The sequence below is a fragment of the Pantoea piersonii genome, from assembly GCF_003612015.1.
Lineage (GTDB): Bacteria > Pseudomonadota > Gammaproteobacteria > Enterobacterales > Enterobacteriaceae > Pantoea > Pantoea piersonii.
Map to the genome: position 1 here is coordinate 367,317 of NZ_RARB01000003.1, position 16,043 is coordinate 383,359.

General features: G+C 60.0%; 24 protein-coding genes and 1 pseudogene. 2 read left to right on the top strand and 23 right to left on the bottom strand.

Annotation, left to right across the window (positions count from 1 at the left end):
* Positions 1-14 precede the first annotated feature (14 nt).
* The 7 genes from D7S44_RS11175 to D7S44_RS11205 form a co-directional block, all read right to left on the bottom strand.
* The gene (locus D7S44_RS11175; RefSeq protein WP_120454843.1) at positions 15-521 is read right to left on the bottom strand and encodes a phage tail protein; all 507 of its coding nucleotides are present in this window, start codon (positions 519-521) and stop codon (positions 15-17) included.
* The gene (locus D7S44_RS11180) at positions 518-2,980 is read right to left on the bottom strand and encodes a phage tail tape measure protein (protein ID WP_120454845.1); all 2,463 of its coding nucleotides are present in this window, start codon (positions 2,978-2,980) and stop codon (positions 518-520) included. The genes D7S44_RS11175 and D7S44_RS11180 overlap by 4 nt, the downstream gene beginning before the upstream one ends.
* Positions 2,973-3,095, bottom strand: a complete 123-nt coding sequence (locus D7S44_RS23775) for a GpE family phage tail protein (RefSeq protein WP_120454847.1) — start codon at positions 3,093-3,095, stop codon at positions 2,973-2,975. Before D7S44_RS23775 ends, D7S44_RS11180 begins: the two co-directional genes overlap by 8 nt.
* A 14-nt stretch (positions 3,096-3,109) precedes the next feature.
* Positions 3,110-3,406 (bottom strand): phage tail assembly protein, encoded by a 297-nt coding sequence (locus tag D7S44_RS11190; protein ID WP_120454849.1) that lies wholly within the window; start codon positions 3,404-3,406, stop codon positions 3,110-3,112.
* 56 nt (positions 3,407-3,462) lie between these two features.
* Complete coding sequence (locus D7S44_RS11195; protein ID WP_120454851.1) at positions 3,463-3,972, bottom strand: phage major tail tube protein; 510 nt, start codon at positions 3,970-3,972, stop codon at positions 3,463-3,465.
* 12 nt (positions 3,973-3,984) lie between these two features.
* Positions 3,985-5,154: a phage tail sheath protein gene (locus D7S44_RS11200; protein ID WP_120454853.1), complete on the bottom strand. Its 1,170-nt coding sequence runs from the start codon at positions 5,152-5,154 to the stop codon at positions 3,985-3,987.
* 98 nt (positions 5,155-5,252) lie between these two features.
* A complete protein-coding gene (locus tag D7S44_RS11205) occupies positions 5,253-5,867 on the bottom strand; it encodes a recombinase family protein (protein WP_120454855.1) in 615 nt (204 codons plus the stop codon).
* 33 nt (positions 5,868-5,900) lie between these two features.
* On the opposite strand from D7S44_RS11205, the gene D7S44_RS11210 reads away from it, so the two are divergent.
* Together D7S44_RS11210 and D7S44_RS11215 are read left to right on the top strand one after the other, a co-directional pair.
* Positions 5,901-6,293, top strand: a complete 393-nt coding sequence (locus D7S44_RS11210; RefSeq protein WP_147402101.1) for a gp53-like domain-containing protein — start codon at positions 5,901-5,903, stop codon at positions 6,291-6,293.
* A complete protein-coding gene (locus tag D7S44_RS11215; protein WP_120454859.1) occupies positions 6,294-6,695 on the top strand; it encodes a tail fiber assembly protein in 402 nt (133 codons plus the stop codon).
* A gap of 27 nt (positions 6,696-6,722) precedes the next feature.
* On the opposite strand, the gene D7S44_RS11220 is transcribed toward D7S44_RS11215, so the two are convergent.
* The 16 genes and pseudogenes from D7S44_RS11220 to D7S44_RS11290 form a co-directional block, all read right to left on the bottom strand.
* Complete coding sequence (locus D7S44_RS11220) at positions 6,723-7,313, bottom strand: tail fiber assembly protein (RefSeq protein WP_120454861.1); 591 nt, start codon at positions 7,311-7,313, stop codon at positions 6,723-6,725.
* Positions 7,313-8,440: a phage tail protein gene (locus tag D7S44_RS11225; RefSeq protein ID WP_120454863.1), complete on the bottom strand. Its 1,128-nt coding sequence runs from the start codon at positions 8,438-8,440 to the stop codon at positions 7,313-7,315. The genes D7S44_RS11220 and D7S44_RS11225 overlap by 1 nt, the downstream gene beginning before the upstream one ends.
* Positions 8,437-9,045, bottom strand: a complete 609-nt coding sequence (locus tag D7S44_RS11230; RefSeq protein ID WP_120454865.1) for a phage tail protein I — start codon at positions 9,043-9,045, stop codon at positions 8,437-8,439. Before D7S44_RS11230 ends, D7S44_RS11225 begins: the two co-directional genes overlap by 4 nt.
* Positions 9,038-9,946 (bottom strand): baseplate assembly protein, encoded by a 909-nt coding sequence (locus tag D7S44_RS11235; RefSeq protein WP_120454867.1) that lies wholly within the window; start codon positions 9,944-9,946, stop codon positions 9,038-9,040. The genes D7S44_RS11230 and D7S44_RS11235 overlap by 8 nt, the downstream gene beginning before the upstream one ends.
* A 4-nt stretch (positions 9,947-9,950) precedes the next feature.
* Positions 9,951-10,298: a GPW/gp25 family protein gene (locus D7S44_RS11240; RefSeq protein WP_120454869.1), complete on the bottom strand. Its 348-nt coding sequence runs from the start codon at positions 10,296-10,298 to the stop codon at positions 9,951-9,953.
* The gene (locus D7S44_RS11245; RefSeq protein ID WP_120454871.1) at positions 10,298-10,888 is read right to left on the bottom strand and encodes a phage baseplate assembly protein V; all 591 of its coding nucleotides are present in this window, start codon (positions 10,886-10,888) and stop codon (positions 10,298-10,300) included. The genes D7S44_RS11240 and D7S44_RS11245 overlap by 1 nt, the downstream gene beginning before the upstream one ends.
* A 71-nt stretch (positions 10,889-10,959) precedes the next feature.
* The gene (locus D7S44_RS11250) at positions 10,960-11,415 is read right to left on the bottom strand and encodes a phage tail protein (protein ID WP_120454873.1); all 456 of its coding nucleotides are present in this window, start codon (positions 11,413-11,415) and stop codon (positions 10,960-10,962) included.
* Complete coding sequence (gene lysC / locus D7S44_RS23890) at positions 11,348-11,668, bottom strand: Rz1-like lysis system protein LysC (protein ID WP_218834524.1); 321 nt, start codon at positions 11,666-11,668, stop codon at positions 11,348-11,350. Before lysC ends, D7S44_RS11250 begins: the two co-directional genes overlap by 68 nt.
* Positions 11,589-11,939, bottom strand: a pseudogene (locus D7S44_RS11255) (Rz-like lysis system protein LysB); the annotation flags it as partial. The gene lysC and the pseudogene D7S44_RS11255, both read right to left, overlap by 80 nt.
* Positions 11,936-12,445, bottom strand: a complete 510-nt coding sequence (locus D7S44_RS11260; protein WP_120454876.1) for a lysozyme — start codon at positions 12,443-12,445, stop codon at positions 11,936-11,938. The pseudogene D7S44_RS11255 and the gene D7S44_RS11260, both read right to left, overlap by 4 nt.
* Positions 12,442-12,651: an HP1 family phage holin gene (locus D7S44_RS11265; RefSeq protein WP_120454878.1), complete on the bottom strand. Its 210-nt coding sequence runs from the start codon at positions 12,649-12,651 to the stop codon at positions 12,442-12,444. The genes D7S44_RS11260 and D7S44_RS11265 overlap by 4 nt, the downstream gene beginning before the upstream one ends.
* A 2-nt stretch (positions 12,652-12,653) precedes the next feature.
* Positions 12,654-12,857, bottom strand: a complete 204-nt coding sequence (locus D7S44_RS11270; protein ID WP_120454880.1) for a tail protein X — start codon at positions 12,855-12,857, stop codon at positions 12,654-12,656.
* A 351-nt stretch (positions 12,858-13,208) separates the two neighbouring features.
* Positions 13,209-13,400 (bottom strand): hypothetical protein, encoded by a 192-nt coding sequence (locus D7S44_RS11275; RefSeq protein ID WP_240629454.1) that lies wholly within the window; start codon positions 13,398-13,400, stop codon positions 13,209-13,211.
* Positions 13,401-13,566: 166 nt separating this feature from the next.
* Entirely contained in the window at positions 13,567-15,537 is a 1,971-nt protein-coding gene (locus D7S44_RS11280; RefSeq protein WP_120454885.1) for a replication endonuclease, read from the bottom strand.
* On the bottom strand, positions 15,537-15,761 hold the full coding sequence (locus D7S44_RS11285; protein ID WP_120454887.1) for a TraR/DksA C4-type zinc finger protein: 225 nt from the start codon (positions 15,759-15,761) through the stop codon (positions 15,537-15,539). Before D7S44_RS11285 ends, D7S44_RS11280 begins: the two co-directional genes overlap by 1 nt.
* Complete coding sequence (locus tag D7S44_RS11290; RefSeq protein WP_120454889.1) at positions 15,761-15,979, bottom strand: DUF2732 family protein; 219 nt, start codon at positions 15,977-15,979, stop codon at positions 15,761-15,763. The genes D7S44_RS11285 and D7S44_RS11290 overlap by 1 nt, the downstream gene beginning before the upstream one ends.
* Positions 15,980-16,043 lie beyond the last annotated feature (64 nt).

Consider the following 16,043-nt stretch of genomic DNA (forward strand, 5'->3'; position numbering starts at 1 on the left):
CGTGCTGAGTTCACTCACAGAGATAAGCCCCCCACCGTTGCAACAACGCTGCTGATGCCAGAAGAGAGCTTGCCCGCCGCCGCTTCCGCCTTCGTCCAGAGCTCGCTGCCCTGTTTTTGCAGGTCGCCGAACATCGAGACCAGCGAATCATCGACGCGCAGCAGCCCCAGAGTAAAAGTGATAACCCGCGCGCTGCCGTCGGCGTAGAAGTCGCTGTGCGTCGTCTTAAAACTTTCGATGACATACATGCCATAGATAGTGCCGTCGCCGCCGATCAGCGGCCAGGCGCGCCCTTCGTCAGCCAGCAGCTGAAACGCCAGCGCCTTAACCGGGCCGCCGGTAATCTCCGGGCGCAGTTCGCCGCTCAGGGAAATCTTTTCGTTGCTTTTGCCGGTGAACTGCACTGCGGCACGTTTGCCGACGCGGTTGTTGCTGGCCCAGTTCCAGCCGCTGTCATGTGACATCTGATTGTAGGGCAGCGTCTGCCGCATAAAGGGCAGCATGCCGTAGATCATCATCATGAGTAAAATTCTCCTGTCATGGCGCTGCGCTGCCGGTTTTGTTGTTCAATCCGATACTGATCCATCTGCTGCTGCACTATTCGTCCAATCTCATTGCCATCCATGCTGGACTGCGTATTGACCGTGATATTGCTGGTGTAGCTGTTCTGCTGCACCGCGCCGCCGCCAGCAGCAGGCGTTACCACCGGTCGGTAAGGCATGCCGCTGACGGGCAGGCTCTTTTGCAGCCCGTCGGCTGCGGTCGCAGTGCCGTCCGGCGCGGCTGTCTCGCCTGGCGGCAGCTCCGCTTTCAGCTCTTTGCCTTTGCTGCTGGCGATACCGAGCTTATTCAGCACCCAGTCGATGCCGCTCATCAGCTGATCCAGCGCATGGCCGGGGACCTTTAGCGCCTCGGCGAGCATATTGCCGAAGCTTTTCCCCATATTGCCTGCCGCAGTCAGCTGTTCCTGGGTCGATTTAACCGGCTCCAGCAGCTGCGTAAACGCGCTCCACACTGATTTGACCTTATCCGTGACCCAGTTAAAGACCGGCTGCAGCGGCGTGAAGGCAGCACTAATCGGTCCCATCGCATCAGAAAACCCCTGCGCGACGCCGCTGATAAAGGTGCTGATCGGCTCCCAGTAGCGCCGGATCAGCAGCGCGCCGCCAACGATAGCCGCGACGACGCCCACCACTGGCAAGCTAATGGCGCCGATGGCGGTCACGATGGCGCTACCCACCCCGGTGAAAAGCCCGCCGAGTATTTCAACGCCCGCCATAATGGCGCCGACGCCGCTCACCACCGGCCAGACCGCCATACCGATGGCGCCCAGCGCGCCGACAAAGGTGAGCGCCACAGCCGCCGCCGTGGCGATGCCGCTGGCCAGCGTCGGGTTATCCTGCAGCCACTGGTCGACCGTCTGCAGGAACTGCGTCGCATCCTGAGTCAGCGTCCGCAGCGTGCCGTCGAGCGGCGCGTAGAGATCGATGCCGATAGCCGCTTTTGAGGCGTCCAGCTTTTGCATATCTCCGCCGAGATTATCCTGCTGCGCCTGCGCCATGCGCGCCGTACCGCCATCTGACTGTTGCACCGAGGTGGTGAGCGTCTCCAGCTCACCGCTGGACGCGCCCTGCGCCAGCAGCGACGCTGACGAGGCCGCCTTCTCGCCAAAAATGTTTTTCAGCACGTCAGCCTGCTGTGCCGCGCCCATGCCCTTCCTGGCGAAGGCGGCCTGAATATCTTTCAGCAGCGGTAATACCTGCCGCGTGTCGCCGTTTTCATCACGGGTCTGGACGCCGAGTGCGGCGATACTATGCTGGGCGCCGGGCATCTGCAGCCGCGTCATGACCGCGCCAGCTTCTTCGCCCGCCGCCGCGCCGGTAATGTGGTTCTTCGCCAGCAGTCCCAGTATGGCGGAGGTCTGCTCAACGCCGACGCCTGCGCTTTTCGCCACTGGCGCGACGCTGCTCAGCGCGCTGCTCAGCTCTTCGAACTTCATGCCGGTCTGGTCGAGGGTGGCATTCAGCACATCGCCAAGATGGGCGATATCGCCACTGTCGAGGCCAAAAGCGGTTTTCGTTTCCATCAGCAGACCGGCGTTATCCTCCGCTGAGTGGCTGTTTACCTGTGCCATATTCAGCGCGACCGGCGTCGCGGCGGTAATGTCGTCAACCGACCCGTCCGCCCGAGCGATATTGAGCTGGGTCTGCGCAACGTCCTGCGCCGGGATGCCCGTCTGCACGCTGACGCGGCGTGCCTGTTTATCCAGCGCCGCCGCCTGCGGCGACCCCTTCTGCAGGCCGGTTTTAGCCTGCAGCGCGGCTTCGGTGCGCGCCAGCTCGTAGCCGGGACGCAGCAGCGCGGCGCCGGCGGTAAAGCCTGTTTTCGCCATGCCGAGGCCAGCTGCGCCAGCGCTGCGGATCTTGCCCGCCAGCGCCTGGCCTGCGCGATAGCGCTCCGTTACCTGATTATGGCGTGCCTGCTGCTGGCTCAGCTGCTGCAACCGCTGCTGCTGGCCATTCAGATTCAGGCTGGTCTGCGCCGTCGCCGCTTTCAGCCGCAGCTGTTCGCTACTCAGGCTGCGCGTGGCGATGCCCGCGCTGTTGAGGCTCTCACGCTGCTGCTGCACGGAAAGACGCAGGCTCTGCGCCTGGCTTTGCAGCGCGACGCTCCGCTGACGCGCCTTCTCCAGCGCGCGGCTCTGTTCGTCGGCGGGCTGGCTGCTGCTGCGCATCGCCAGCGCCAGCGAAGCCGTTTCAGCCTTCGCCTCTTTCAGCTTCTGCTGCGTGTCGCTCAGCTGGCGGCTGGTGGCGCGAAAGCTATCGATTTTCGCTGACTGCGCCTGTAACGCCGCCAGGCTCTGGCGCGTGTCGGTAATGGTGTCGGTGACTTTTTGCGTTTCGTTCTGGAGGCTCTGTAGCGGGCGCAGCGCCTGATTAACCGCTTTCAGCAGCGCCTGCAGTTTGAGGTCTTCACTCATCCGTATTTGCTCCGCTGCGGATCAGGGCTTTATGCCGCCAGTCGAGAAGCTCGGCCAGCGGCAGGTCGTTCAGTTCGGAAAGGGGCCAGTGAAAAATGGCGGCGATATCAGCCATCAGGTCATTGACCGTCAGTCCGTCAGGCCATTCGACGGCGCCGACTTCGACTGCAAAAAACCGATCACCTTGCCGCCTAACGCAATCAGATCCACCGGGTCGAGGCTGTGGCATTCCGCCCTGGTCAGCGCAGGCAGCGTAATACGCGGCAGCACCGTTAACAGCGCATCGACGTCGGAAGAGGCCAGATCGGCGAGACGCACGCCGCGCAGCGAACCCGCGTTCGGCTTAATCAGCTCAACCTGTGCGATCTCCGCATCGCCGCGTTTTAGCGGGGTTTCAAATTCAACGATATTCTCTTTCTGTTCCATGTTTCTCTCCGCGTTCTGACAGGATAAAAGGCCAGCGCCAGGCGCTGGCGTCAGGGTTAAGCCAGGCCGAGGTTTTTACGGCGCTGCGCAAGGCGATCGGTGCCGTTTACCTTCTCGACCATGTTGACGGTATCGATCTCAATCAGCTCTTTACCGTTCCAGGTGAGTTTGAAATAGGTGTTTTTGGTGGTGATTTTGGTTTCGGTGTCTTCGCCCTGTTTGGCATCGCCAAAGTCGAACGCCTGATGACGGCCGCGCACCTCAATCTCTACCGCGATCTCTTCGCCAGTGTCGTCACGCTGGTAGGAGCCGGTAAAGCGCAGCGGTACGGCGGAACCGCCCCACTGCGACAGCGCCAGATCGTCCATGCCGGCGATAGTCCACTCCATATCGAGCGCGTCGTCGTCCAGACCGTTGTCGATAAAGGCAGCGCCGTTCATGCCGCCGCCACGGTAGGCGTCCAGCTTGCGGGAGAGTTTCGGCAGGGTGACGGAAGAGACAACGCCCTGATAGCTGTTTGAATCATTGAAAAGGTTCAGCCCTTTCAGTTTGCGGGGTAGTGCCATTTATCCGGCTCCTCAGCTGTTAACGGATGCGGCGAAGTTCGCCAGATAGGTGTCGGTGATGCGCTGGCGCAGCGTCAGGTCTTCCAGCGGCGGCACCGGCGTGTAGTCGTAGTCGATAGCAAGCTTGCCCGCTTTCAGACTGGCGACGTCGTTAGCGCTTTCGTCATACCAGCAGGAGGCACCCAGCAGGTAACCGGCGTTGACCAGCTCGCGGAATTTAGCGTTGATGCCCGCCACAATTTCACGTACCAGCACCGGCGTCAGCGGTTTGTCGTTGGCCCACATATGCGCTTCGGCCATGGTGTCGGCCAGTACCTGCGCGGTACGGGTGTAGTTTTCAAAAGCAAAGAGTGGATCGTCGCTGCAGGTGCGGTTGCCCCAGAAGCGGAAGCCATCTTTGCGGATCAGCGTGGTCACGCAGGCTTCGTTCAGCAGGTCGGCGTCGGTGCCGCTCTGCTGCAAATCCCAGAATACTGATGAGGAGATGCCGGTGACGCCGTTGACGCCAACGTTCGACAGGGTTTTATGCCAGCCGGTGTCGTTGTCGATTTTGGCGCGCAGGCCGAGCGCGCGCGCCGTCGCCCAGGCGGTATCGGCAACGCTGGTCGCGCTATTCCAGGCAATAAAGTCGGGCCAGATCACCATCAGCTCGCGCTGGCTAAAGTTTTTGCGGTAGCTCATCGCATCGCTGATGGTTTTGCAGTTCCAGGCTGACACATAGGCGAAGGCGCGCAGCTGCTGAGCGATGCTCGCCAGCGCGGTCGCCACTTCCTGCGAGTCGAGCCCCGGCACGCCGAGAATACGCGGCTTCACGCCGAGCTGCGTCTGCGCGGTCAGCAGCGCCTTCATGCCGGTGTACTGGCCTTTTTCATCAGTGGTGCCGATGATATTGGAGATAGTCTCCGCGTCGGTTGCGCCTTTCGCGACGCGTACCACGACGGTGACCGGTTTCGCCTGATCGGCGATCGCCTGCAGCGACGCGGCCAGCGTGCCTTTGCTGCCAGCCTTAGCGATAGCGGCCTGCACGTTAGTCAGCAGCACCGGGGTGTTGAGCGGGAAAGCCGTTGCGTCTGCGTCGTCTGCGGTGCAGACCAGGCCGACTACGGCGGTGGATACGGTAGAAATGGTGCGCGTGCCGTCATTAATTTCGACAACGCGTACACCGTGATGATAATCAGACATCTGATGCACTCCGTGTTGAGGGTGCGCTCAGATTGTCAGGTCAGATGAGGGAAATCATGCGGTTGCGGTTTGCTGAGGGATGAGTGGACATTGGCTTTTCACAGATGGTTATGCGCGCTTTTTTCCGCCTCGGTCATCAGGTCAGGCTTGCGGCTTTTTGACGCTTTCGCAGGGAAGTATTTATAGAGAGTCGATAGCGCGACGTTATAGATGATGGCCAGCTGCTGACGGGTATGTCCCTTTGCCAGCAGCCGGCTAATCTGCTCAACTTCATCCGGCGTTAAAACTCTGGGTCTTCCGCCCATTCGCCCTTTCGCTCTGGCTGCAGCCAGTCCGGCCAGAGTACGTTCGACAATTAACTCACGCTCCATTTCAGCGAGCGCGGACATAACGTGAAAGAAGAAGCGTCCCATTGCGCTGCTGGTATCAATGCTGTCTGTTAGCGAACGGAAATGCGCGCCGCGCTCGTGCAGTTCTGAAATCAGCGCTATCAGGTTTTTTACGCTGCGCCCAAGCCTGTCGAGTTTCCATACAACCAGCGTGTCGCCCTTTCTGATGCGTTTGAGGGCCTGTTTAAGTCCAGGACGGCTGGCCACTTTGCCGCTGATACGATCTTCAAAAATATGGTCACAGTTTGCGCTTAGCAGCGCGTTTCGCTGTAAGTCGCAGTTCTGGTCAATTGTTGATACGCGTATATAACCAATTACGGCCATAAATTTTTCTCTTTAGCTTCCCGAAGACGGATTTTGGCGGATTTTGCCATGCGAGACGGCTTTATCAAAAACCTTGGTTTAGGAGAAGCGGCCAAAAAGACAGTAGGCAATGACGCTGGGCAACTGCCTGATATGACCTTTTTCACTGCTGTTAAAAATGGGAATGGATACTTCAAGCTACCTAACGGCATAATTTTTCAGTGGGGCTATGGCAGCTTTGCCCAGCAAACTACCACTGCCGTGACACTGCCTATCGCCTTTCCTAATGCCGGGTTTACGGTTATTGCGAATAAAGGTTCTTCGGTCCCACTTAACGGCGAATATACCGTTGGCGTGCAGTTTCGCGATAAATCATCTTTTTATCTTTCATGTACCGGTCCCGGAAGCACACAACAGGGTGTTTGGTGGCTGGCGGTGGGCCATTAAATGAAAAAATATTCCCCTTCAAAAAATGCTTTTTACGATACCTCTATCAATGAGGTTATCCCTGATGATGCGCTCAATATCACAGAAAATGAGTGGTCTGATTTGCTGGACGGACAGGCAAGCGGTAAGGCAATAACTTGCGGGCCTGATCATCACCCGTGTCTTATAGAGCAGCCTGCACCGACAGCTGAGCAATTGGTAAATCTGGCAGAAGGCAAACGGAGTAAGTTTAGGGCGGAAGCCGATGCAGCTATTCAGCCCCTGCAGGATGCGGCCGATTTAGGAATAGCAACAGAAGGTGAGGCAAGCCAGCTTATCGTCTGGAAAAAATACCGCGTAATGCTGATGCGAGTGAATACGCAAGAGCCTGAAAATATCACATGGCCCGAACAGCCCGCATAATAAAAAGCCCGCATTTGCGGGCTTATTTTATTCCGGCTTCTCCGGCCAGTTGATGGCGGGTGCAGACGTTAGGTCTGTTGCCTGTACCGCCTGAATATATTTCATCCACGCCGTGAGAGTGGCTTTGTCTGCATCCGTGATGATGCCGAGCAGCAGCTGCGTCTGCCATGCCTGGGTCCTCGTATTCGCCGCGCTGATGCGCGCCGTTTTTTCAGCTGCGGCTTTCCGCACTGCTGCTGCCTGCTGTTGCGCCTCATCGGTTATCCATTTGCTGCCGTTCCACTTATCGAAGGCAGTGGCTGGTTTTAGCAACGTAGTATTGGCCGGGTAGTCGCCGAGTTCAATCACCTCTCTGGCAGCACCATCTGCCGTTGCGTAAACTATTTCGCCACGATGATCAGCAACTTTTTGCCAGCCACCGTTGCGGAAAACCGCAACACTGCCCGCCGTCAAATTTGGCAACGCAGCGGTAGTCGCATTTGCCGGCAGCCCTACGCCCTGTGGTAAATATTCTTCAGTGATGCTGATTAATTCGCCGCTTTTTGCGTCATAGTTATAAACGTTCAGCATACCGGCTTCGTTTGCCAGGCCGTTTTCATCTAAAATTAATTTGGCCATTATGCAGCCCTCACAATGTAGTTAAAGGTGATGTTGCGCGGACGGACGGAAAACCACCATGACCAGCCCGTAGTTGTACTCACTGCGGCTGTTGATACCGTACCCGGTATACCCGAATCTGGGTTGCCCGCAGGAATGACCTGATTGCTAGGGGTTTTCCCCGTAGCTGGCTGGGTGGTTGTCGTCATATCTGCGTTATCAAAAGCGACACCAATCGCTAGTGACGCCGCTTCATTGGTATCGTTGCCTACATAATCGAGAATCGCTGATCGGATAGCAGTGGAGGACTGGTTACTTAACAGAGCTCGTCCTGCATCAACTCCACGCCCATCATCCCAGCCACGTATAAACTCGCCGCGCAGATCGGGAAGCTTCAGTGAAGGATACGCTTTTGCCAAAGCGGGGTAAGTCGCAGCATTAAACGCAGCGCCATTGCATTTTAGCCACCCGTTTGGAGGCGTCGCTGACGGCCAGGGAACCGGTACGCCGACCGGCAGCGCAGAGCCTTCTCCTAAACCAAGGTTTTGTAGAACATCCGCCACCTTCCCCGCGCTCTTAATTTCCGCCAGCGCATTCGCAATCTGCAAATACTGCTTATGCGGATTTGCCGCCGCAACGTGGTCAGCCAGCCCTTTATCGGCGTACTGTTTCGCCTCAATCACCCCGTCATCCACATACTGACGCGTCGCCAGCACCACGGACGGGTCGATCTTCAGCGTCACGGCCGAGGCGCTGTTGACGATGATAATCATGCGAACGGTCTGCGTGCGGCCGCTGCCCTCCTGCAGCTGCGGCTTATAGGTTTCCGCGCAGTTGGCGACGGCAATCATTACGCCATCGGCGTCGAACAGGCCGATCTCGCGGATCCAGAAGCCGCCTTCGTTCTCGGGAATAATCTGCTCGGCGATAATCTGGCTACTATTGGCCGCATCAATGCTTAACGAGTTAAGCGCCGCGCGGCGTTTTTCGCCGATAAGCTTTGTCTGCGAGGCATCCGGCGTCGGCAGCGCGCCGCCGCCGTCGCCTACCGCCATTTCCGTGATCTGCAGCTTAGTGCCGAGCGCCGTGGCGTTCGCCAGCTTTGCCGCGCCCTGATTAGTCAGCAGGGCATAATATTTCGTTGTCATGTGCGCACTTCCGTCAGGTCAATTAAATGTACCGCTGTGCCGGTATAGCCCGGCCCGCTCACGGTGATGATTTCAGGGGTGTAGGGATAAACCGTCAGCTCGTCGCCGCTGTAGCTGGCAGCAGCCACCGGCAGCGTTCCGCTGGAATCGAGATTGACAGAGAGGCCAGTCAGATGCCGACTGCACGGCTTCGCATCGGCGATCAGCCGCTCCAGCTCGTTGTACATCGCCTCGGTAATGCCGGTATCGAGCACGCCGACATCGAGGCGAAAGGTGCCGGGCGCTTCGCCGGTTTTCCACCACTCGGTAATACGGATCAAATAGCCGAGCGGCTCGACGATGCGCCGAAGTGAACCGATGGTGCCTTTATGCCGGTGCACATACTCCGAGGCGGCAACAACGCTGCGTTTCGTCGCCTCATTCCAGCCGGAATCCCAGCGGTCGACCGACCAGGCCCAGGCGAGGTAAGGCAGCAGCGCGACCGGACAGGTCTGCGCGTTCCACAACTGGCGCAGCGGCACCGGCATCTTTTCGATATCCGCACACGCCTCGGCGGCGGCGACCTCGAGCGGCGAGGAGCCGGTCGGCAGCAGCCGATCACTCATCGGAGCCTCCCACCGCGATGCTGTAGCCGCTGCAGTACGCGGCCTGGGTTTTATCCAGCACCACATCTTCAGTCGGCTGCGCCAGTTCAACGCGCTGCACACCTTCTACATGCAGCGCGGCATAGAGCGCAGACTGGCGAATATCGCGTCCCAGGCGTGACTGTGCGTTGATAAAGGCGATTAGCTTCGCCTCCGCGGCGGCGCGGACAGGCTCCGCTTCCGGGCCGGGATAGAGATAGAGCGTCGCGTCGACGCGGTAATCGACAATGGCGGCCGCCTGCACCCTGACGCGATCGGCGACCGGGCGCACATCCTCATCGTTCAGCGCGTTCGCTACGATCGTCAGCAGATCGGCAGGCGCCGTGCCGTCACCCTCGCGGCTCAGGACGGTAATCACGACCTCCGCCGGCGCCGGGCTGGTGGCGGAAACGTCCGCCACGCGCCCGTCGGCGCTTTTGGCATGATACTCATAGGCGCCGCTCGGCCCCGCCACACTCAGCCCTTCGAAGGCGGCGGCGATGCGCATGCGGAAGTTATCGTCGCTCTCCATCACCGCCGCGGTCGGCGGAATGGTGCTGTTATCCGCAGCCCTCAGCGTCAGTCGGGTCACGCCGTTGTTGGCGCCCAGCTGGTCGAGATCGCTGCCGGTCGCCCACGCCACCATATTGGCTTTCGCCGCCTCGTTGATGCGCTGACGCAGAATCAGCTCGCGATAGGCGTTCTCCTGCAACAGCTTAACCAGCGGCTCCGACTCCAGCGCCAGCGTGCGGGTTATCGCCTGCTGCTGCTCGGCCGGGTAAAGAGAAATCAGCGTCGCCTTGCGCTCGGCCAGCAAGGTTTCATAATCCAGCGTCTCCACCACGTCGGGCGCAGGCAGCTGGCTCAGGTCAATGGTTGCCATAGGTTCAGCTCACGGGAATAGTCAGGGAAAATTCTTGCGTCGTATCGCTGCGGCTGCCGGTAAGCTCTACCGTCATGCCGCCGTCACAGGACGCTTCATAGCTGATAGCGCTCAGCTGGATGCGCGGTTCCCACTGCAAAATCGCCATATAACAGGCGGACATAATTTGCAGACGCAGCGCCGGGTTTTGCGGCTGGTCAATCAGCGCCGAAAGCAGCGAACCATAGCGACGACGCATCACGCGGGAGCCGAGCGGCGTGGTCAAAATATCGCGCACCGACTGCCGGATATGCTCAAGGTCCGCCAGCGCCGCCCCGCTGTCGCGGCTCATACCGCTATATTTTTCACTCATTACTGAGGCCCTCCCGACAGATCGCCGCCCGACTTCACGCCGCCATGCTGATGGGCATCGACCACGATGCCGTTAGAGCTAAGGCTGCCGCCGCTGTGCGTAACAGTGCCCTGCAACGTCCCGCCACCGGTGACCTCCAGCGTGGCGGTTTTCAGCTTTGTCGTGCACTCCACCAGCGGCGCATCAAATACGATGCTGGTCGCCGCCTGAATTCTGGCGCTCTGAATGCCGCTCGCCTTCAGCGCGCCGTTCTGCGGCTCGTACTCGATAGCCGCGCCGTCGGGAAACGACCAGTGCAGCGCGTCAGCCGAGGCGGAAGGCGCGGGATGGCTGTCAGAAAAGATGCCCGGCAGAATAAAGCCGGTGTTCAGCTCGCCGCCCAGGCTCAGTACCAGCACCTGTTCGCCGACCGACGGCGCGCTCCAGGCGCGCGATCGTCCGGCGCGGGCGCTGAGCCATGGCAGCCAACCGGTTTCGTTGTCGCCGCTGCGTACGCGACAGCGCCCGCTCTGCGGGTCAACCGCCGAGACGGTGCCGATACGGATAAGGTTGCGCAGCAGGCGCAGGATTTCGCTGATATGTTCGTTCATGTCGCTAGTGTTACCTCTGGTGCATGCGGCCAGCAACGCGACGCCGACCGCTGAGAGATGACAGGACAGCTTTAGCGCTGCCACTCGCTGACCAGCTCGCCGTGCACCCAGAGCTGCAGCGGCGCATAGTCGTTAGCCGGCGGCGTCGGTTCGCCGGGAAAGGTGACCTGCAGCGCGTCATCCGTCTGCACTACCCGCGCCCGCTCGCTCAGCGTCAGCCCGATGCTGAGGGCGCCGGACGCGTCGATCGTGAAGGTAAAATCGCTGCGCCGCTTATCGGCGTTGCCCATCATTTCCGGCTGGTTATCCCGCAGCCAGACAAGCAGCGGCACAATGACGGCCTCGACATCCTGCTGGTAGTCGGCAATCGTTAACGCAAGCTGATAGCGATACTCGAAAGAGAGCGACGGTGCGCTGGTCGATACCACTGTTCCGGCGGCGATCGCCATGCTCAGCCGCTCAGGGTTTTGCTGTAGCAGCGGCACGCTGCGGTTGAGCGCCGCGCGTAGCTGTTGAGGTTTCTGCATTCTGTTGCTCCTGACACTCTTTAATGATTTCAATCTGCAGCCCGCAAGAAACGAGCGCAGCCTCTAACTGACGGTTATCTGCCGCCAGATCGCCCTGCGTTTGCAGGTTGTTGCCCGGCAGCGGGCAGCTGTTCACGCGCGGACAGCCAGCCCAGATAATCGCGGGCGTTGTCGAAGGCGGGACGGCTGTGCAGCCGGATAAGGTCATCAGGCAGAGCGGCAGCAGACCACTCGCGTAACGCTTGACTGGCATCGGTTTCTCTCGCTATGTGCACTTCACGGCTGAGGGCGATGCGGCTGGCGCGATCCTGCTGCAGGCGCAGCGCCGCTTCGCGTTTACTGTTCGCCTGCGCCTGGGTCGTCAGGCGGGCAATAATCTGGTCGCGGCTGGTGAGATCGGCGGAGAGCGCGGCGTTGGCGCGCCTTGCCTCGCGCAGCTGGTCGCCGACCTTTGCGCCGCGCCAGCTGGCGAAGGCAAGTAACAGCAGCAGTAGCGCCAGCAGCGCAGCGCAAAGGCGCATCATGCGACGCCTCGCAGACACCAGGCGCGCTCCCGCATGCGCCGCTCCGCCAGTCCGGCGCTCTTCACGCCGTTAACGTAGATCCAGCGCGGCAGCTGATCGCACGCCGCGCGCCAGCGCTGCTGGTTGAGGTAGCTCACCAGCGTCGAACGGCAGGCGGCGCCAGCGCCGACGTTAAAGGCGAAGCTCGCCAGCGCATCCCAGACCGGCTGCGGCATCTTCACCGGCACGCAGAGAGAGAGCTGGCGTTCGACCCGTATCAGGTCGTCCACCAGGTTAACCGCCGCCTGGCGCTCGCTGACCACGCTCTGCGGCGTGACGCCGGCGGTATGGCCGATACCGTTGGTCCAGACGCCAGCGCTGCACTGGTAGGGCGAGGTGCGACAGCCTTCCGCATCCGCCAGCAGCTGTAGCCCGCCAGAGGAGATTTTCAGGGTAGAAAACTGCGGCAGCAGCGCGGCGATCGCCACCACGGCGACCACGGCGCAGCGTTTCGCGGTCTGGCTCAAGAGTGCCTCCCTGCGCGCTGGCGCTGTAGCTCATAGGTTTTGCGGCGGTAGTGCCAGTTAATGAAAAAGGTCGCCACGTTAACGATCAGGGTGATCACCGCCACGCCGGAACCGACCAGAAAAGCGATATCCTGGATGGTGTGACGGCCCAGCCACATCAAAAACAGGCTGACCAGGTAGTTAATCAGCGAGCTGGTTTTCTCCATCGTTAGTCCCACAGATTCACGGTTTCGCCTGTAGCGGCCTCCGGCAGCTCCGGCAGCGTCACCGCATAGCCGTGCGGCAGTATGACGCCGCGATCGGCAAGGCCGGGATTGGCCGCGTAGACCTGCTCAACCGCCTGCTGCGTACGGCCGTAGTAGCGATAGCAGATCTCATCGACCGTATCGCCCTGGAGCGCATAGATATTCATAGCGATAACTCCCCGTCAGGCCCGCTGACGGGTACGCAAAAATGGTGCGTCACTGTGCTTTTCCCCGTTGAAGGTGGTGTTGGCAAACGCAGGCTCGAGCCTGCTCCGCCGTTGAATTCGTCATCCGGCAGAGCCAGTCTCTCCGCTACGGGGCGATGGCTCAACGCCAGCCCGCCTGCTGGAATATGGGTAAACAGGGAGGTCGCAGCGCAAAAAAAAACGGCACCCACAGGGTGCCGTTATTGCTTCTGGTCAGCCGTCGCCGGACGGCGCAAGCATCAAGGGGAAAGGTTCGGGATCTGCTGCTTTTTATGAGTCAAACGATCGCATCTCATTGCCATACCTGCATTGTTATTTATTGGTGGATATAGCGGCAAACGAAACGGCAAATTCCTTGTTTTTTATCATCATGTCGCCAGCTATCTCGGCGATTAAAGCGAGGGCCACTTCCCGGTCGCGCTCCCTGCAAACTCCTTCAGTGGTCAGACGTGCAATGAGCTCAACACGCTCAAGCATTACCTGTTCTTGTAAATCAGTATCCACTTTCCCTCCCCCAATTTATAACTGTATATCTATACAGTAGCACAGCATGCAATCTGATATAAAGAAAATTAAGTTCTGAATGACGTCTGCTTAGGCTATTGATATAGCGACTTTTTTAGCGATCGTGCCACTAAGTCAAATGGGTAAAAAAAGCAGAAAAAGCGCCTTATGGCGGCGCATTTTGTTCGCATAACGCGCCCTTGCGAAGCGGTTTTGTCCGCTTTTGAGGCGCCGGTGCGGCATAATGATTTAACCGCGCTAATACGCCTTGCCGACTTAACGTCCGCGTACAGTTAATGACAGAACTCCAAGCTGACGCCTCCGGCTCAACATTCCCGATCTCTGGCTGACGCTTCGGCACCAGCTTCCAGCTCACCAGTCGGGTCAGCAGCGGTTTTTCTTCGCCCGCTTCGGTGCTGTAAACGCCTTTAATGCGCGCGATCTCTTCGCCCCAGCTATTAGGTTGTTCGGCGTTTTGATACCAGACGCGCACCGCCAGCTCGTCGCGGCGCACGAACGGCCCTCCCTGCACGTTAACGTAGGCGGCCCAGTCGCCGTTGTCCGCCGCCTCGCGCGCCTCGGCCAGCTCCTCGCTCAGACTGCGCAGGCTCTCTCCCTCCGTCAGGCGACGTAGCTCACGCCAGACGGTCACCGGCGCGCCGCCGACAAACTGAAACTGGCGAATATGCCAGCGTCCCGCCCAGGCGGAAACCGCTGCCGCGCAGTCGCGCAGGCTCTCGCCGCTTTCGTTATCTCGCTCGCCGTCCAGCGCGTAGCCATCGATGTTTTTTGCGATATATTTGGCGATATAGCCGGTAGCGCTGCCCTTTTGCGGGTCGATCGCCGTCGTGTGGAAGCGAGCCTTGCGCGCTTTTTCGCTGGTCAGCTCTTCGTGGTCTTGCTGGCAGGCGTATTCTGTCAGGATCTGGCGTACCTGCGCGGCCTGCTGTGGGCGCATAAACAGCAGCAGATGCCAGTGCGGCGTGCCGTCATGGTGTGGTTCAGCGACGCGGATGCCGAACAGGCGGATCTGCTCGCGATGCAGTCTGGCGCGCACCTTCTGCCAGAGCTGACAGAGGTAGCGCTGCGTCTCAGCCGGGCTGGCGCCGCGCCATTTCGGGTTATGCTGGCCGCTGCTGAGCGTAGCGTGATAGCGCGCCGGAGCGGTCAGGGTGCAGAACTCACCGACGTAGCCCATCTCATTGCAGATATTTTCAAAGCCGCGGATACGGGTCATCAGCTCGCAGCGACGGATCGCAGGGTTGGCGACGCTGCCGTCATGCTTGTCGATCAGGCTGATGCGGTTGCCCTCTTCGTCCTCCAGCTCCATGCCCTGTAAAAAATCGCGGGTGCGGCGCTTCTGCTCGCGCCATTCAGCGATGGTCGTGCGGCTGGCGTAAGGCGAACTTTTTTTACTGACGTGCGCCAGTGCAATCTGCAGATGCTCGCGCCAGGCGGCGGCGATACGGCGCAGCCGCCCTTTCCACCAGGTTTCTCCCTGCATCCGCATAATGGCTGGCGTAACCTCTTCCGGCGCGAAGAGGCGCGTCGTGACTTTCTGCCACAGCGGCGGCGTCTGGCGGAACTCACGGGTAATGGTTGCGGCGGTGAGGTAGAGACGGTGGCTATAGCGCCAGTCCGATTCCGCGCCGTTCTGCGCATGCAGCTGTACCAGCTCGGCAAAGATAAAGCTGGCGATATCGCCCGCCAGCAGATCGACATCGGCGCGCGACATATCGGGTAGCCGGTTAAAACGTCGCATCAGTTCCCACAGCGCACCTGCCGCAGCGGCGGCGCCTTTTTCCTGTACGGCGTGGCCGCTCAGCAACGTGACGGTGCCGCGACGCATCTCGCCCAGCCGATACTGTGCACTGACCTGTTCAATACGCGGCAGCAGGCGATCGGCGAAGGTCGTCGTCAGATAGCCCGCGGCAGAGACTATGCCTCGTCCGCTCTCCAACTGAGCGTGACGCAGCCTGATGGCGCGCTGCACCAGCGCTGGCTGCTGCTCCAGCGCGATCCATGCCTGTGATAGCGCAGCCATCTGGCGGCTGCGCTGTTGCATCTCGGCGTGAGTGGGATAAGGCGAGGCGATAGCCTTACGCGGCGCGTTCCAGGGCCAGCTGTAGCGCTGCATTATATGCCGCCCTGATAGTGCCGACCGCGCAGCTCAGCGATCTCCTGACAGGCGACGCAGCGGGAAACGCCGGTGACGGCGCGTCGACGTGCTTCGGGAATGGCGCTGTCGCACTCCTCGCAGAAAAAGGCGCTTATGCCTTTGGGCCGTTGGGTAACGGCAGCGATATCCAGCACCAGCTGCTCCGCCTGACGCTGCTGCTCTATATCCATGGTATCGACCATCAGTGCAGCTCCTGTGATTCATCGCGGTAGCGCTGCGCTTCATGGCGAATCAGTTCGGCGGCCTCAATACCGTTTAGTCCCTGGCGGCTGATATGCATCGCCATCGCGGCCAGACGATCGGCGACGGCCTGCGCGCGGCCTCTGCGTTCGTCGTAACGCGCAGCGGTTAACAAGGCGCTCAGCGCATCGGTTTCAAGGTCAGGGTTAGGGTGTCTCATTTCATCTCTCCTGAATTTGGGTAAAGCGAGGCCCGACGGGTTGACGTCATCAATGTGCGGTTAA

Coding starts and splice junctions, on each gene's coding strand:
- D7S44_RS11195 (WP_120454851.1), bottom strand. CDS start 3,972: ATGGCACTACCCCGCAAACTGAAAGGGCTGAACCTTTTCAATGATTCA.
- D7S44_RS11230 (WP_120454865.1), bottom strand. CDS start 9,045: ATGAGTGATCGGCTGCTGCCGACCGGCTCCTCGCCGCTCGAGGTCGCC.
- D7S44_RS11235 (WP_120454867.1), bottom strand. CDS start 9,946: ATGGCAACCATTGACCTGAGCCAGCTGCCTGCGCCCGACGTGGTGGAG.
- D7S44_RS11270 (WP_120454880.1), bottom strand. CDS start 12,857: ATGAATATCTATGCGCTCCAGGGCGATACGGTCGATGAGATCTGCTAT.
- lysC (WP_218834524.1), bottom strand. CDS start 11,668: ATGCCAGTCAAGCGTTACGCGAGTGGTCTGCTGCCGCTCTGCCTGATG.
- D7S44_RS11220 (WP_120454861.1), bottom strand. CDS start 7,313: ATGGCCAAATTAATTTTAGATGAAAACGGCCTGGCAAACGAAGCCGGT.
- D7S44_RS11280 (WP_120454885.1), bottom strand. CDS start 15,537: ATGCAGCGCTACAGCTGGCCCTGGAACGCGCCGCGTAAGGCTATCGCC.
- D7S44_RS11200 (WP_120454853.1), bottom strand. CDS start 5,154: ATGTCTGATTATCATCACGGTGTACGCGTTGTCGAAATTAATGACGGC.
- D7S44_RS11225 (WP_120454863.1), bottom strand. CDS start 8,440: ATGACAACGAAATATTATGCCCTGCTGACTAATCAGGGCGCGGCAAAG.
- D7S44_RS11265 (WP_120454878.1), bottom strand. CDS start 12,651: ATGGAGAAAACCAGCTCGCTGATTAACTACCTGGTCAGCCTGTTTTTG.
- D7S44_RS11215 (WP_120454859.1), top strand. CDS start 6,294: ATGAAAAAATATTCCCCTTCAAAAAATGCTTTTTACGATACCTCTATC.
- D7S44_RS11175 (WP_120454843.1), bottom strand. CDS start 521: ATGATGATGATCTACGGCATGCTGCCCTTTATGCGGCAGACGCTGCCC.
- D7S44_RS11290 (WP_120454889.1), bottom strand. CDS start 15,979: ATGAGACACCCTAACCCTGACCTTGAAACCGATGCGCTGAGCGCCTTG.
- D7S44_RS11205 (WP_120454855.1), bottom strand. CDS start 5,867: ATGGCCGTAATTGGTTATATACGCGTATCAACAATTGACCAGAACTGC.
- D7S44_RS11240 (WP_120454869.1), bottom strand. CDS start 10,298: ATGAGTGAAAAATATAGCGGTATGAGCCGCGACAGCGGGGCGGCGCTG.
- D7S44_RS11285 (WP_120454887.1), bottom strand. CDS start 15,761: ATGGTCGATACCATGGATATAGAGCAGCAGCGTCAGGCGGAGCAGCTG.
- D7S44_RS11250 (WP_120454873.1), bottom strand. CDS start 11,415: ATGCAGAAACCTCAACAGCTACGCGCGGCGCTCAACCGCAGCGTGCCG.
- D7S44_RS11190 (WP_120454849.1), bottom strand. CDS start 3,406: ATGGAACAGAAAGAGAATATCGTTGAATTTGAAACCCCGCTAAAACGC.
- D7S44_RS11245 (WP_120454871.1), bottom strand. CDS start 10,888: ATGAACGAACATATCAGCGAAATCCTGCGCCTGCTGCGCAACCTTATC.
- D7S44_RS23775 (WP_120454847.1), bottom strand. CDS start 3,095: ATGGCTGATATCGCCGCCATTTTTCACTGGCCCCTTTCCGAACTGAAC.
- D7S44_RS11180 (WP_120454845.1), bottom strand. CDS start 2,980: ATGAGTGAAGACCTCAAACTGCAGGCGCTGCTGAAAGCGGTTAATCAG.